The 14,021-nt window shown below is 54.9% G+C and carries 12 protein-coding genes; 5 read left to right on the top strand and 7 right to left on the bottom strand.

Features of this window, described 5'->3' with window-relative positions; all coding sequences use genetic code 11:
• Positions 1-66: 66 nt before the first annotated feature.
• Positions 67-696, bottom strand: a complete 630-nt coding sequence (gene tesA, locus J1782_RS12215; RefSeq protein ID WP_254303068.1) for a multifunctional acyl-CoA thioesterase I/protease I/lysophospholipase L1 — start codon at positions 694-696, stop codon at positions 67-69.
• On the opposite strand from tesA, the gene ybbA reads away from it, so the two are divergent.
• Positions 667-1,353 (top strand): putative ABC transporter ATP-binding protein YbbA, encoded by a 687-nt coding sequence (ybbA, locus tag J1782_RS12210; protein WP_165059341.1) that lies wholly within the window; start codon positions 667-669, stop codon positions 1,351-1,353. The genes tesA and ybbA overlap by 30 nt on opposite strands.
• Entirely contained in the window at positions 1,350-3,782 is a 2,433-nt protein-coding gene (gene ybbP, locus J1782_RS12205; protein ID WP_217153239.1) for a putative ABC transporter permease subunit YbbP, read from the top strand. The genes ybbA and ybbP overlap by 4 nt, the downstream gene beginning before the upstream one ends.
• A gap of 155 nt (positions 3,783-3,937) precedes the next feature.
• Here the strand turns inward: ybbP and purK are convergent, their stop codons facing one another.
• Together purK and purE are read right to left on the bottom strand one after the other, a co-directional pair.
• Positions 3,938-5,002, bottom strand: a complete 1,065-nt coding sequence (gene purK, locus J1782_RS12200) for a 5-(carboxyamino)imidazole ribonucleotide synthase (RefSeq protein WP_217153238.1) — start codon at positions 5,000-5,002, stop codon at positions 3,938-3,940.
• The gene (gene purE, locus J1782_RS12195; RefSeq protein ID WP_152327922.1) at positions 4,999-5,508 is read right to left on the bottom strand and encodes a 5-(carboxyamino)imidazole ribonucleotide mutase; all 510 of its coding nucleotides are present in this window, start codon (positions 5,506-5,508) and stop codon (positions 4,999-5,001) included. The genes purK and purE overlap by 4 nt, the downstream gene beginning before the upstream one ends.
• 180 nt (positions 5,509-5,688) lie before the next feature.
• On the opposite strand from purE, the gene J1782_RS12190 reads away from it, so the two are divergent.
• Positions 5,689-6,321 carry a tRNA-(ms[2]io[6]A)-hydroxylase gene (locus J1782_RS12190; protein ID WP_152327923.1) on the top strand — a complete coding sequence of 211 codons (633 nt, stop codon included), beginning with the start codon at positions 5,689-5,691 and terminating at the stop codon, positions 6,319-6,321.
• Here J1782_RS12190 and lpxH read toward each other — a convergent pair.
• Positions 6,305-7,027: a UDP-2,3-diacylglucosamine diphosphatase gene (gene lpxH, locus J1782_RS12185; protein WP_152327924.1), complete on the bottom strand. Its 723-nt coding sequence runs from the start codon at positions 7,025-7,027 to the stop codon at positions 6,305-6,307. The two genes, J1782_RS12190 and lpxH, sit on opposite strands and share 17 nt — an antisense overlap.
• An 11-nt stretch (positions 7,028-7,038) precedes the next feature.
• Positions 7,039-7,533: a peptidylprolyl isomerase B gene (gene ppiB / locus J1782_RS12180; protein WP_152327925.1), complete on the bottom strand. Its 495-nt coding sequence runs from the start codon at positions 7,531-7,533 to the stop codon at positions 7,039-7,041.
• A gap of 227 nt (positions 7,534-7,760) precedes the next feature.
• On the opposite strand from ppiB, the gene cysS reads away from it, so the two are divergent.
• Both cysS and alkA read left to right on the top strand, forming a co-directional pair.
• The gene (gene cysS, locus J1782_RS12175; protein WP_217153237.1) at positions 7,761-9,152 is read left to right on the top strand and encodes a cysteine--tRNA ligase; all 1,392 of its coding nucleotides are present in this window, start codon (positions 7,761-7,763) and stop codon (positions 9,150-9,152) included.
• Positions 9,153-9,241: 89 nt separating this feature from the next.
• Entirely contained in the window at positions 9,242-10,105 is an 864-nt protein-coding gene (alkA, locus tag J1782_RS12170; protein WP_254303067.1) for a DNA-3-methyladenine glycosylase 2, read from the top strand.
• Here the strand turns inward: alkA and J1782_RS12165 are convergent, their stop codons facing one another.
• Complete coding sequence (locus J1782_RS12165) at positions 10,106-12,373, bottom strand: PAS domain S-box protein (protein ID WP_217153235.1); 2,268 nt, start codon at positions 12,371-12,373, stop codon at positions 10,106-10,108.
• Between the two features lie 205 nt (positions 12,374-12,578).
• On the bottom strand, positions 12,579-14,018 hold the full coding sequence (mgtE, locus tag J1782_RS12160; RefSeq protein WP_208949917.1) for a magnesium transporter: 1,440 nt from the start codon (positions 14,016-14,018) through the stop codon (positions 12,579-12,581).
• Positions 14,019-14,021 lie beyond the last annotated feature (3 nt).

The following is a 14,021-nucleotide window of genomic DNA, read 5'->3' as shown; positions in this document are numbered from 1 at the left end:
TAGGGAGTCGGGTGAAAAAGGTAACGTCTTGGTTTTAATCACGTCACGGTATTATTTATTGTAACCCTACTGCGTCACCAGCGGCGCGAGTTTGTCGGCCATCCAGTCGGCGATAAAAGACTGTGCCGCCAGTGCGGGATGCAAACCGTCGTCCTGCATCCACTCGGGTTTTGCGGCGACCGGCTCCATAAAGAACGGCACCAGCGGGATGTTTTCCTGCTTCGCCAGCGCCGGATAAATGGCGTAGAACGCATCACCGTAACGGCGGCCATAATTTGGCGGCAGGCGGATTTGCATCAGCAGCGGTTCGGCGTTGGCCTGTTTTACCTGACTGATAATCTGCGTCAGCGTTTGTGAAATGTTTTGTGGCGGAAAGCCGCGCAGTCCGTCATTCGCGCCCAGTTCAATCAGCACCCAGCGCGGATGATGTTGTTGCAGCAAAGTCTGTAAACGGGCCAGCCCCTGTTCGGCGGTATCTCCGCTGATGCTGGCGTTAATAATCGTGGGTTTATCCCCTTCTTTTTGCCACTTATTATTGAGCAACGACGGCCAGGATTCGGCTACCGGAAGGCGATAGACGGCGCTTAAACTGTCGCCGATAATCAGTAAGTTATCAGCAGCTATGGCGCGAAAACTCAGCAATCCCAACAACATAAGGAAGGGGAGATGCCAGCGGAAAACGTTCTTGAAGTTCATCATCTTAGTAAGCACGTCGGTCAGGGTGAAGGACAGCTCACCATCCTGTCCGGTGTCGAGCTGGTTGTCAAACCTGCCCAGACAATTGCCCTGATTGGCGAATCCGGTTCCGGTAAATCGACGTTGCTGGGGATCCTCGCCGGACTCGACGACGGCACCTCGGGCGACGTGATGTTGCTCGGCAAATCCCTGAACTCTCTCAATGAGGAAGGGCGCGCCGCACTGCGGGCAAAAAACGTCGGATTTGTATTTCAATCCTTCATGCTGGTGCCGACGCTAAATGCGCTGGAAAACGTGCAACTTCCGGCGTTGTTGCGCGGTGAAAGCGACAGCAACAGCCGTCAGCAGGCGGTGCAGTTGCTGGAAAGTCTCGGGCTGGGCGGGCGTTTGAATCATCTTCCGGCGCAGCTTTCCGGTGGCGAACAGCAACGTGTGGCGCTGGCGCGTGCGTTTATCGGCAAACCTAAACTTCTGTTCGCCGATGAGCCGACCGGCAATCTGGATCGCGCCACCGGCGAACGTATCGTCGATCTGCTGTTCTCACTGAACCGAGATGCGGCCACCACGCTGATTCTGGTCACGCATGACGAACAACTGGCGGCGCGTTGTCAGCGGCGTCTGCGTCTGCGTGACGGGAAATTGTGGGAGGAAGCATGATCTGGCGCTGGTTCTGGCGGGAATGGCGATCGCCTTCGCTGCTGATTGTCTGGCTGGCGCTGACGCTGGCGGTGGCCTGCGTGCTGGCGCTGGGCAGTATCAGCGACCGCATGGACAAAGGGCTGAGCCAGCAAAGTCGTGAGTTTATTGCGGGAGACCGCGTGCTGCGTTCTTCTCATCCGATTACTGAAGCCTGGTTGCATGATGCCGAAACGCAGGGGCTGAAAGTCAGCCGTCAGCTCTCTTTCATGACCATGACCTTTGCCGGAAACACGCCGCAGCTGGCGTCGGTAAAAGCCACTGATCTGGCGTATCCGTTATACGGGGCGTTGCAGACGGAACCGGTGGGGCTGAAACCGCAGCCGGGAACCGTGCTGGTGGCACCCCGTTTGCTGGCGCTGCTGAACGTGAAAGTGGGCGATGATCTGGATGTCGGCGACAGTACGCTGAAAATTGCCGGTGTGATTGTTCAGGAACCGGATGCCGGTTTTAACCCGTTCCAGACCGCGCCGCGCGTAATCATGAATCTTGATGATGTGCCGAAAACCGGCGCGGTTCAGCCGGGCAGCCGCCTGACGTACCGCTATATGTTTGCCGGTTCCCCGCAGGCCATTCAGACCTACGGCGATGCCATTAAAGGGCTGCTGAAACCCGATCAGCGCTGGACCGGCATGGAGGATTCCGAAGGCGCGCTGGGCAAATCATTACAGCGTTCACAACAATTCCTGACGTTGTCAGCCCTGCTGACGCTGATGTTGTCGATTGCCGCCATTGCCGTGTCGATGGGGCATTACTGTCGAAGCCGGTACGATCTGGTGGCAGTGCTGAAAACATTAGGCGCCGGGAAAAAGGCGCTGCGAAAACTGATTATTGGTCAGTGGCTGGCAGTTCTGGTACTGGCGGGAATTTGCGGCAGCATCGTCGGACTGGCCTTTGAAGCCGTTCTGATGAAAGTGCTCGCGCCGGTTCTTCCCGCACAATTGCCGCCTGCCGGTGGCTGGCCGTGGGTCTGGTCGATGGGTGCAATGGTCGTGATTTCACTGCTGATTGGCATCCGTCCTTACCGTCAGTTGCTGGCCACGCAACCGCTGCGCGTGCTGAGAAATGACGTTGTGGCGAACGTCTGGCCGCTGCGCTATTTCCTGCCGGTGATGGTGCTGGTGGTCGTCGGGTTACTGGCGGCGCTGATGGGCGGCAGTTCGCTGCTCTGGTCACTGCTGGCGGGCGTGCTGGTGCTTTCGCTGTTGCTCGGTGTGATTGGCTGGGGCGCTTTGCTTTTGCTGCGCCGCCTGACGTTCCGCCAGCTTCCGTTGCGTCTGGCGGTCAACCGTCTGCTGCGACAGCCGTGGGTAACACTCAGCCAGCTGGCGGCGTTTTCCATGTCGTTCATGCTGCTGGCGCTGTTGCTGGTGATGCGCGGGGATCTGCTGAACCGCTGGGAGCAACAGCTTCCGCCGGACAGTCCGAACTTCTTCCTGCTCAACATCACCAAAGAGCAGGTTCCGCAGGTGACGGATTTCCTGCATCAGCATAACGCGCAGCCGGAAGCGTTCTATCCGATTGTACGGGCGCGTTTGACGAAGATTAACGGCGAAGCCGCGACGGACAAAATCAAGCCGGACGATGCGGGCGGGGAAGCGGTAAACCGTGAACTGAATCTGACCTGGATGGACGGATTGCCGGATCATAATCCGCTGACCGCAGGTAATGGCGCACCGAAAGCGGGTGAAGTGTCCATCGATGAAGGGCTGGCCGGACGTCTCGGACTGAAAATCGGCGATTCGGTGACCTTCACCGGTGATACGCAGGATTTCACCGCTAAGATTACCAGCCTGCGAAAAGTGGACTGGGACAGCCTGAAGCCGAATTTCTACTTTATCTTCCCGACGGGCGCACTGGATGCCCAGCCGCAAAGCTGGCTGACCAGTTTCCGTTATCACGGTGATGACAGCACCATTACGCAACTGAACCGTCAGTTCCCGACGCTCAGTTTGCTGGATGTCGGTTCGATTCTGCGGCAGGTCGGACAGGTCTTACAGCAGGTCAGCCGGGCGCTGGAAGTGATGGTGATTCTGGTGATGCTGTGCGGCGGTTTGCTGTTGCTGGCACAGATTCAGGTCGGGATGCGTCAGCGCCGTCAGGAGTTGATCGTTTATCGCACGTTAGGCGCGAGTAAAAAAATGCTGCACCGTACTCTCTGGTGCGAATTTGCGGTTCTTGGACTCGTGGCGGGCATTGCGGCGGCGATAGGTGCCGAAGTGGCGTTATGGTTGTTGCAGCGAAAAGTGTTTGATTTCCCGTGGGAACCGGATTACCTGATGTGGATCGCCGTTCCGGTGGTGAGCGCGTTGCTGCTGTCTGTCTGCGGAGGCTGGCTGGGTGTACGGTTGCTGCGGGGGCGGGCGCTGTTCAGGCAATACGACTCGTAACCGTCATACTTCGAGCCACAGGTGCGTTGGCTGCGTTCAGTCACCCGAATCACTTACCTGAGTAAGCTCATCGGGATTCCTTGACTTGCCGCCTTCCTGTAACTCGAATTATTTAGGTTACCAGAGCATCTCCTTTTAATAAGGAGGTGCTCAAATCAAAGCTTTTCAACTGCCCATTCAATGCCGCTGGCATATTCGGCCGGCAGCATCGGGATCAGTGCATTCAGGTTTTCTTTCAGCAGGCTGGCGCTGGCATCATTGAGATTCAGGTGTCCGACTTTACGACCCGGACGCACGTCTTTCTCGTACCAGTGCAGATTGACCAGTGGCAGGTTCAGCCACTGTTCTGACACATCCGTGCCAATCAGATTCACCATCACCGACGGCGTACTGACCACCGGTTTTGGCAGCGGCAGACCGAGTATGGCACGCAGGTGCATTTCAAACTGGCTGTAGGATGCGCCGTTTTGCGTCCAGTGCCCGCTGTTATGTACGCGCGGAGCCAGTTCGTTGATGAGCAAACCTTCGCTGACCATGAAACATTCCATCGCCATCACGCCGACATAATTCAGTTCGTTGAGAATGGCGGACAACATGCTTTCTGCCTGCTGTTGCAGCGCAGCGTCCGGCTCCGGCAGTGCGACGCTGGTGCGCAGAATACCGTCCTGATGCAGATTGTGCGTCAGCGGATAAAAAACGGTTTTCCCGTCGTGACCACGCGCACCTACCAGCGACACCTCACCGGAGAAATTGATGCCCTGCTCAACGATACATTCGCCGTAGCAATCTTGTGGCAATGTATTTTCTTCGCCGGAACGCAAGCGCCACTGACCACGACCGTCATAACCGCCGACGCGACGTTTCACAATCGCCAGTTCGCCAAGCTGTGAAAAAACCTGCGGCCATTGTGCGGCATCTGCCAGCAATTGCCACGGTGCAGTCGCCAGACCGAGCTGGTCGAGCAACTGTTTCTGCGTCAGGCGATCCGCAAGACGCGGGAAAATGTCGCGGTTAACGAACGCATTATGCGTTGCCAGTTCGCGGGTCAGTGCGGTTTCCGGCCAGCGTTCGATTTCTGCGGTAATGACGCTTTGCTGATACGGCACGGCTTCCGGTTCGGCATCAAGTCCGACCGGATAAACGGCAATGCCCAGCGGTTCACCGGCCTGACGCAGCATTCTGCCTAACTGACCGTTTCCGAGTACGCAAACCGGTTTCATGCTTCCTCCCGTGGATCGGGATTATTCAGCACTTCATCCGTTTGTGCGACACGCCACGCGGCCAGATTTTTGGCAATTTCAGTATCATGCAGCGCCAGAATTTGTGCCGCCAGCAACGCAGCGTTAGCGGCACCCGCTTTACCAATTGCCAGCGTACCGACCGGAATACCGCGCGGCATTTGTACGATGGAATACAGGCTGTCGATGCCGCTCAGGGCCGCGCTTTGCACGGGCACGCCGAGCACCGGCACCAGCGTTTTCGCCGCCAGCATGCCGGGCAAATGCGCCGCGCCGCCTGCGCCTGCGATGATCACATCAAAACCATTGGCCGACGCCTGTTCAGCAAAGGTGAACAATTTGTCCGGCGTGCGGTGTGCGGAGACGATATCGACATGGAAAGGAATATTCAGCGTTGTGAGCACTTCGGCGGCGAACTGCATGGTCGCCCAGTCACTTTTAGACCCCATAACGATGGCGATTTTTGCCGGGGTAACGTTGGATGACATGTCTGTATAGCTCCTGTGATTCGGATTTAAAGCGTGTGAGGGCGCAAATGATATCACGCTCACGAAGCAAGGAAAACGGTTGCGTAGCCGGAATACGGTGCATTTTTGATGAGAAGTGCGCGACAGATTTGTATAATCCCAGCCACGATAATATTCGCCATCCCCACTGGAAACTGAACTATGACGCAGGCTTTACTGGCACCGATTTATGATTTTCTTCACTGTGAAACACCTGCGTTATGGGTGGATGTGGCGCTGGAAAATCAGACGGTCATGCTGATTGACCACGCTAACTGTGAAAAGAAGGCGGCGGCCACGGCGATGAGCCTGATGACCAAATATCTTGAGCGTACCGAGTTGCTGTTTTGCGCGGCACGTCTGGCGCGCGAAGAGCTTCATCACTTTGAGCAGGTGGTGGAAATCATGCAGAAACGCAATATTACTTATACCCAGCTTTCACCGTCGCGCTACGCCAGTGGCATGATTAAACATACCCGCCATCATGATGACCTGAATATTCTGGTGGACCGTCTGATTATTGGTGCGTACATCGAAGCGCGTTCCTGCGAGCGATTTGCCAAGATTGCTCCGCATCTCGATGAAACCCTGTCACGCTTTTATACGTCGCTGTTGCGCTCAGAATCACGCCATTTTGCCGATTATCTGGCGCTGGCCGAACAGTATGCGGGAACCGATATCAGTGAACGGGTGGAGGAGTTTGGCAGGATTGAAGCGGAACTGATCTTAACGCCAGATGAACAATTCCGTTTCCACAGTGGAGTCCCAGTCTGCGGGCTTAAAACGGGAAGCTGATCAGTTCCACGTTACCGGCGGTGACTTTCACCATCGAGCCTTCTTCGTGCCATGCGCCGAGTACTACGCGGTGGCCGGTTTTATTTTCTAAAGGCACATCATGAATAGCCGGGCGGTGCGTGTGCCCGTGGATCATCCACTCGACGCCTGCCGCCTGCATTTCACTGATCACCGCCTGCGGATTCACGTCCATAATTTCCAGCGATTTTCCCTGATTAGACGCTTTGCTGTTGGCGCGCATTTTTGCGGCAATCGCCAGTCGCCATTTCAGAGGCAGCATCAGGAATAATTTCTGGATAAACGGGTTATGAACTTTTTTGCGGAAATTCTGATAGGCAACGTCATCGGTACACAGCGTGTCGCCGTGCAGGATGAGCACGCGGCGGCCATAAAGCTCGAGAACTTTTTTCTCTGGCAGCAGCGTCATCAGGCTTTCACGCGCAAAACGTCTGCCGAGCAGAAAATCGCGGTTACCGTGGATGAAAAAGCAGGGCACGCCTTGCTGGCGGAGCTGGTTTAACGCCGCAGCGATTTCTGCGTGTAACGGTTCCGGGTCATCGTCACCAATCCAGGCTTCGAATAAATCCCCGAGAATGTACAGCGCATCAGCCTGCGGCGCATCTTCGCGAAGAAAACGCAGAAAACCGGCAGTGATTGCCGGTTCCTGTGCGCAAAGATGGATATCTGCGATAAAAAACGTGGTCATCCCGACGCTAATTATTCGCTGATGGTGACGCTTTTGATCACAACATCTTCTTTTGGAACGTCCTGGTGCATACCGCTGCGGCCTGTTTTCACGGCTTTGATTGCGTCAACCACGTCCTGACCTTCAACCACTTCTGCAAATACGCAGTAGCCCCAACCCTGCGCGTTTTTGCCGCTGTGGTTAAGGAAATCGTTGTCAGTAACGTTGATGAAGAACTGTGCGGTGGCAGAATGCGGATCGTTAGTACGCGCCATCGCCAGCGTGCCTTTGGTGTTTTTCAGGCCGTTATCCGCTTCGTTATCGATAGGTGCGTCAGTGTTTTTCTGGTTCATGCCTGGCTCAAAACCGCCGCCCTGGATCATGAAACCGTTAATCACACGATGGAAAATTGTGTTGTCGTAGAAGCCTTTACGGCAATAGTTCAGGAAGTTTTCAACCGTGGCTGGCGCTTTGTCAGCGAAAGTTTTAATGACGATGTCGCCGTGGTTGGTGTGGAAAGTGACCATAATTATCATCCTGCTAATGTTGATGTGTGCTCTCTGTAAGAGTCGTTACTATAGCCTTTTCTTATACCATAACTCAAAAGTTGCCGTCAGCAGCGCCTTTGTGACCACTAAAGCCCGTCCGGCGGCCTTATGCCGTTTCGGTGAAATCATTTTCGTTATATTATGGCCGTTAGTGTCGCTTAACTGCGCCAACGTCATTTTCTACGCCCAACACACGGAATAGCCTGATGCTGAAGATTTTTAATACCCTGAGTCGCCAAAAAGAGGAATTCAAGCCAATTCATGCCGGTAAAGTCGGGATGTACGTGTGTGGGATCACTGTTTACGACCTGTGTCATATCGGCCATGGCCGCACCTTTGTGTCTTTCGATGTGGTATCGCGTTACCTGCGTTACCTCGGTTATGACCTGAAATATGTGCGTAACATCACCGATATCGACGACAAAATCATTAAACGTGCCGCTGAAAATGGCGAAACTTTTATGGCATTGACCGACCGTATGATCGCCGAAATGCACGCGGATTTTGCTGCCCTGAATATTCTGCCGCCGGATTCTGAGCCGCGCGCGACCGGACACATTCATGAAATCATCGATATCGTGCAGAAGCTGATCGACCGCGATCACGCTTATGTCGCCTCCAATGGCGACGTGATGTTCTGGGTAGAGAGCGACCCGGATTACGGCGTGTTATCCCGTCAGGATTTGGATCAGTTGCAGGCTGGCGCACGCGTCGAAGTTGAAGCTAACGTGAAGCGTAATCCGATGGATTTCGTGCTGTGGAAAATGTCCAAACCGGGCGAACCGAGCTGGACCTCTCCGTGGGGCGAGGGCCGCCCGGGCTGGCACATTGAGTGTTCTGCGATGAACTGCAAGCAGCTCGGTGCGCACTTTGACATTCATGGCGGCGGTTCAGACCTGATGTTCCCGCACCACGAAAACGAAATTGCGCAGTCAAGCTGCGCACACGACGGCCCGTATGTGAACACCTGGATGCACTCCGGCATGGTCATGATTGACCGCGAAAAGATGTCCAAATCGCTGGATAACTTCTTTACCGTGCGCGATGTGCTGAAATATTACGATGCGGAAAGCGTGCGTTACTTCCTGATGTCCGGCCACTATCGTAGCCAGCTGAATTACAGCGAAGAGAACCTGAAACTTGCGCGTACCTCGATGGAACGTCTGTACACCTCTCTGCGTGGTACTGACGCCAGCGCAACGCCTGCCGGTGGCGACACGTTTGTGGCGCGTTTTCGTGCGGCAATGGACGACGATTTTAATACGCCGGAAGCCTATTCCGTGCTGTTCGATATGGCGCGCGACATTAACCGTCTGAAAACGGAAGATATGGCGGCGGCAAACGGTCTGGCAGCAGAACTGCGTCAGCTGGCGGGCGTGCTCGGCTTGCTGGAGCAAGATCCGGAGCAGTTCCTGAAATCCGGTGCGCAGGCAGATAATGACGATGAAGTCGCTGAAATCGAAGCGTTAATCAAACAGCGTAACGATGCCCGCGCCAGCAAAGACTGGAGCATGGCGGATAAGGCGCGCGACCGCCTGAATGAAATGGGTATCGTGCTGGAAGATGGGGCAAACGGAACCACCTGGCGCCGTAAATAATCTCCTTCAGACTCCATTTTTTTGGAGATGCAAGATCTCAACAGCCTCCTTTCTGGAGGCTTTTTTATAAGGACTGTCCTGTGACTCAAATGCTTCTGACGTATCAGCCTCCGTATGACTGGCAGTGGATGACCGCGTTTCTTGGCGCACGTGCCTTGCAGGGCATCGAGCAGCAGGACGGCGAATTTTATCAGCGCACACTGGCGGTGATGCACAACGGCGTGCGGCTGAGCGGCTGGTTGCGGTTGCGTCCTTTGCCGGACCTTAACAGTGTCGAACTGGAGGTTTCGCCGTCGCTGGCTCCGGTTGCAGAAAATGTAGCGCAGCAGGTGCGGCGGTTACTGGATCTGGATGCGCAGCCATTACTGATCGCTGAAGGTTTAGGTCCGCTGGCCGAAAATGCCGTGGGACTCCGTCTGCCGGGCTGTATAAATCGTTTTGAGCTGACGGTGAGGGCGATACTGGGTCAGCTGGTCAGTGTGAAAATGGCGGCAACGCTGGCGACGCGGCTGACGGAAAAATGGGGCGAACCGCTGAGCACGCCTTTTGCGGCGCTGACGCATCTGTTTCCGTCTCCGGCGGCAATCGCGAAATTAATGGTCGATGATTTACGCGGTATCGGTGTGCAGGCCAAACGCGCGGCGTGCCTGATTAATATTGCACAATCGGTGGAAGAAGGGCGGTTGCCGCTCGATGACATTACCGATGTGCAGGAAGGTGTCAGACAGTTGCTGGCGATGCCGGGCATTGGCAGCTGGACGGCGAGTTATGTGGCGATGCGCGCGTGGTCTGCGCCTGATGTTTTTCTGGGCGGCGATTATCTGATTAAGCAGCGCTTTCCCGGAATGACGCCGGGGAAAATCGCCCGTTACGCCGAGGTCTGGAAGCCGTGGCGCACTTACGCCACGCTGCATTTATGGTTCAACAATGACTGGCAGCCTGATTTGCCCTGACTATTCCGTTCCGTTCTGAGGCGGCGACACGGATTGCGGGGCGTGGGCGGTTGCGGTTTTCTGGTCGGCTTCGTATTTGAAAACCTGCCCGCGGCCGTTACGTTTGGCGGTATAACAGGCCATATCGGCCTGCGCCATAAATTCACTCCCGCTGATGTGCGGATTACAAATTTGCGTCAGCCCTGCGCTGGCGCCGATGCGGTACATTTTCTCTTCCCACATAAAGTGGTACGCGTTGATCTTATCCACCAGTTGCTGAACCATGCCGAGCCCTTGTTCCATCGGACAATCAAACAGAATCAGCGCAAATTCATCACCACCCAGACGCGCGAGACGATCGCTGTTGCGGATATGTTCCTGCATCAGCGTGCTCAGCTGACGCAACAACTCATCGCCCGCTGCGTGGCCCGCACTGTCATTGATCGCTTTGAAACGGTCGAGATCGATAAACGCCAGCGTGTGAACCTGATGACGCGTCGCCGTCAGGTTTAGCGCTTTTTTCAGGCTCGATTCAAAACTGCCGCGGTTAGACAGGCCGGTCAGCAAATCGTGGGACGCGCTGTAGCTGAGTTTGCGCATCAGCTCGCGGGATTTACTGACGTCCTGAAGTACCAGCACGATACCGATCGGCTCATCTTTCAGCGTGCGCAGCGGCGAAACGGCCAGCTGGACATCAAACAAACCGGTGTCGTGGCCGTGCAGCACAAGGGAACGTTCCACGGAAGAGTGCAGGTTTTCGTTGATATCAAATTGCAGCAGGTTGTCGATAAGCGGCCCGTCAGGCCCTTTGCTGATCAACACGATCCGGTTTACCGGCTGCCCCTGCGCCTGCTGCTCTGACCAGCCGGTCATTTTCTCCGCCACCGGATTCATGAACGTAATATTCATATTCCGGTCGGTGGAAATCACGGCTTCATTGATCGAATTCAGGGTGATGTGCAGCAGCTCTTTTTCTTCATGCAGCGCTTCAGACAGCCGTTTGTTGGTCATTTCCGTGTGTTTGAGTTCGTTAATATCCTCAATCTGAGAAATGAAATACAGCGGGTTGTGGTGTTCATCACGCACCAGCGAAACCGCCAGCAAAGCCCAGACGAGTTCACCATTGCGGCATAAATAGCGTTTTTCCATGGTGTAGCTCTGGATTTCATCATCAAGCAACTGCTTGAACAACGTGAGATCTTTGCCTAAGTCTTCCTGATAGGTTATTTCCTGAAACGACAGCGTAGTCAGATACTCTGCTTCATAACCCAAAAGGTTGCACAGCGCCTTGTTGACCTGGAGCAGTTTTCCCTGCGGAGAAACCAGTGTCATTCCGATGGCCGAATATTCCATGGCATTACGAAAGCGGTTTTCGCTCTGGGTAATGTGCGATTTCTCCATGCGCAAGGAATGCATGGCCATGGCCATCGCATTAGCTGGCATCAGGATCAGCAGAAGCGGCAGGAAAATTAACCCCTGCGGGATTTGCATCACTGTATGGGGCTGAACGTTGATAATCCCGCTGGTGTGCAGCAGAGCAATCATCAGGGTCATCGAAAGGAAAATAATAAAGGCTTCAATACGCGGCAGGCGGATGGCGCACCACAGCAGCGGAATGGTGATAAACGCGAAGGTGTAAGGCAGCCATTTCAGTGCGAGAAAACCGGCGATCAGCGTCAGAACCAGTGTCAGAGTCAGCTCAAAAAAACGCTGAGAAGTGAGATTTTTGCTGAAATATCCGCGCTGATAAATCAGCCCCAGCGGCGTGAGTGCCAGGATCGCCACGGCCTCAGACATAAACCAGGTTGCAAAACGGTTTTGCAATTCGCCTGGTGAATGAATGTGCAGGATGAACAGCATCATGATCACCGAACTGACCAGCGGGCAGAAAACCACGGCAATCAGCAAAAACTTCACCCAGGAACCGAGACCGGAAAGCGGATCCCGCTGTGGCAACATCCGGCGCAACAATACTGCACACAAAGAAGCTTCAATCAGGTTGTTGAGCAGATAAGGAAAATAGCGCGGGAACGGCGTGCCCATGACCGCATGGGCGGCGGCAATGCCCAGAGACGCGGCGCAAAGCAACGGCAGCCACTGGCGATAAGGGTGATGAAAAAGGACCGGGATAAGCAACGCAGTGGGCAGCCATAAACCCGCCAGGCTCGACTGTCTCTGAATAACGTTCATGCACGCAAGCGCCAGCAGGCAGATAGCAATACCTAAAAGCAGGGGGGCTTTCCAGTCTGCCCTGTGAACTATGAGAGAAGGTGGTTGGCTTCTTTCCACGATGAAAACCCTTTTCTGACCGGCGGCGAATGACAAACAAATGCAGTAATAGCTGTTGTTCTATTTTTTACTCGTCGCGGCAGTGTGGGGATCGCGCGGCGGCATGTTATCAGTATCGGAAAATCAGAATGAATTATTAATATAAATTCTACATTACGGTGTAATAGATAACGAATATTCCGGCCCGAAAGCCGGAAAGTGTGCGTCAAAGCAAGAAAATAGTGGCAAGGCCCAGGAAGATAAAGAAACCGCCGGTGTCAGTCAGCGCGGTGATCATCACGCTGGAACCCACGGCAGGGTCACGGCCAAGGCGAACCATGGTCAGAGGAATAACCACGCCCATCAGCGCGGCCAGCAGGAGATTCAGCACCATCGCCAGCGTCATCACAGCGCCCATCTGCCAGTCGCTGTACAGCAGCCACGTCACCACGCCCATCAGCCCGCCCCAAACCAGGCCGTTGATCAGCGCTACACCCAACTCCCTGAACATCAGAAATCTTAGGTTACCGAGCTGAACATGGTGTAGCGCCAGCCCGCGGACAATCATCGTGATGGTTTGATTGCCGGTATTACCGCCGATCCCGGCGACAATCGGCATCAGCGCGGCAAGGGCCACAAGTTGTGAAATAGTATGTTCAAACAGGCCGATAACGCGCGAGGCGACAAACGCCGTACACAAATTGATAGCCAGCCAGGCCCAGCGGTTTCGTACGGCCTTTCTGACCGGAGAAAACACATCTTCTTCCGGGCTCAGGCCGCCCATCCGGCGCAGATTGCTGTCGGTGTCGTTATTCACGAAATCAACAATCTCTTCCACCGCCAGACGTCCCATCAGTTTGCCTTTTTTATCCACCACCGGGGCGGTAATCAGGTCATAACGTTCAAACGCGCTGGCTGCGTCTTCGGCCTTATCTTCCGGCTCAAAACTGGTGAAGTCGGTGATCATGACGTCAGAAACCGGCGTATGCGGCGGGTTCAGTAAAATTGTGGTCAGCGGGAGTTCGCCGAGCAGCGTATTTTTCCGGTCGGTAATGAATAACTTATCGGTCGCTTGCGGAATGGTTTTACGCAGACGAAGAAAGCGCTGCACGGTGCCCAGCGTGACATCCGGGCGAACGCTCAGCAGCTCGAAATCCATGATACGGCCCACGCATTCCTTGCTGAACTTCATGACTTCGCGGACTTTATCGCGCTGGCGCGGGTCGAGCGACGTCAGAACCCGGCCAATCAGGTCACGCGGAAGGTATTCGGCGAGATACACCTGATCGTCCACGTCGAGCAGCGACATGGTTTTGAGCAGGTCTTTATCGCTCATCTCTTCAATCAGGCTGTCCCAGACGGTTTCTGAAACTTCGACCAGCGCTTTACCGCGCGCCGACGGCTCAACCAGGCTCCACAACGCCAGACGTTCACGGATAGGTAATGCTTCCAGCACGTCGGCGACGTCCGCCGCATGCAGTTTTTGTACGCGCGCGCTGAGTTCGGCGGTGTTATCCATCAGCGTGGCACGCGTTGCGTCATCCACATCCAGGTCTTCGCCCAGTATGCTCTCAGCCAGATTGTCGGTATTCAGAAGGAGATCGAGGATCCTGCTGCGGCTTTCCGCCAGCTTTTGGCCGTAATTCTTAGGTTTTTCGGCAGACATTCG

The organism is Rahnella sp. BCC 1045 (assembly GCF_019049615.1).
In the GTDB taxonomy this organism is placed as follows: Bacteria; Pseudomonadota; Gammaproteobacteria; order Enterobacterales; family Enterobacteriaceae; genus Rahnella; species Rahnella contaminans.
This window is presented reverse-complemented; position numbering and strand designations above follow the sequence as displayed.

Bases quoted from the DNA above. Each gene is read 5' to 3' on its own strand.
- ybbA (WP_165059341.1), top strand. From the start codon at position 667: ATGCCAGCGGAAAACGTTCTTGAAGTTCATCATCTTAGTAAGCACGTC.
- tesA (WP_254303068.1), bottom strand. From the start codon at position 696: ATGAACTTCAAGAACGTTTTCCGCTGGCATCTCCCCTTCCTTATGTTG.
- ybbP (WP_217153239.1), top strand. From the start codon at position 1,350: ATGATCTGGCGCTGGTTCTGGCGGGAATGGCGATCGCCTTCGCTGCTG.
- purK (WP_217153238.1), bottom strand. From the start codon at position 5,002: ATGAAACCGGTTTGCGTACTCGGAAACGGTCAGTTAGGCAGAATGCTG.
- purE (WP_152327922.1), bottom strand. From the start codon at position 5,508: ATGTCATCCAACGTTACCCCGGCAAAAATCGCCATCGTTATGGGGTCT.
- J1782_RS12190 (WP_152327923.1), top strand. From the start codon at position 5,689: ATGACGCAGGCTTTACTGGCACCGATTTATGATTTTCTTCACTGTGAA.
- lpxH (WP_152327924.1), bottom strand. From the start codon at position 7,027: ATGACCACGTTTTTTATCGCAGATATCCATCTTTGCGCACAGGAACCG.
- ppiB (WP_152327925.1), bottom strand. From the start codon at position 7,533: ATGGTCACTTTCCACACCAACCACGGCGACATCGTCATTAAAACTTTC.
- cysS (WP_217153237.1), top strand. From the start codon at position 7,761: ATGCTGAAGATTTTTAATACCCTGAGTCGCCAAAAAGAGGAATTCAAG.
- alkA (WP_254303067.1), top strand. From the start codon at position 9,242: ATGCTTCTGACGTATCAGCCTCCGTATGACTGGCAGTGGATGACCGCG.
- mgtE (WP_208949917.1), bottom strand. From the start codon at position 14,018: ATGTCTGCCGAAAAACCTAAGAATTACGGCCAAAAGCTGGCGGAAAGC.